Source organism: Streptomyces chiangmaiensis, from assembly GCF_036281785.1.
GTDB classification, from domain to species: Bacteria; Actinomycetota; Actinomycetes; order Streptomycetales; family Streptomycetaceae; genus Streptomyces; species Streptomyces chiangmaiensis.
Genome location: NZ_JAYWVC010000770.1, coordinates 1 through 507, shown reverse-complemented (window position 1 = coordinate 507; position 507 = coordinate 1). Strand labels below are relative to the sequence as shown.

Annotated in this window: 1 protein-coding gene; it reads right to left on the bottom strand. The window is 62.3% G+C overall.

The window, feature by feature from the left end:
* Positions 1–95: 95 nt before the first annotated feature.
* A complete protein-coding gene (locus VXC91_RS46845) occupies positions 96–416 on the bottom strand; it encodes a cytochrome C oxidase subunit I (RefSeq protein ID WP_329513401.1) in 321 nt (106 codons plus the stop codon).
* Between the last annotated feature and the right edge of the window lie 91 nt (positions 417–507).

Genomic DNA, 507 nt, shown 5'->3' with positions numbered 1-507 from the left:
GCGTCCCTGCCACCCCATAACCGGGTGTCTGGACGAAGGAGCCCACCCAGCAACCAGCTGGACGCTACCTCCAAACCCGGCCCTTTAAGGCCGGGTCAAGTTGACAGAAGCAAGCGCAGAGCGGGCACGGTCATGCCGAGTACTGCACAAACAGCAAGCGTCAGGCCGACGCAGCGCCGCCGCAGGCCTCGGTAGCGGTCTTCGTACTCATCCCGCAGGGCCAAGCACCTGGCTCTTGTCCGCTCAAGATCATTCCTGGCGCGTTGAAGACTGTCCGAGACGTAGCGTTGCTCGATCTCCGCGCGCTGCGAGGTGGTGAGCCAGTCCATCACTCGGACGAACTCCCGTGCACGCTGTTCGGCGTCTGCGACTCTGACTTGCCAAAGCAAGTATCCCTCGGCCTCGTTGCCGATCACGCTTTCGCCTTCTGGCCCCACCAGGACGCTGCCTCCTCACTTGGTTATTGCCGGAGCTTGATGGGCTTCTGCCTCGGCCATAGCAATGTCA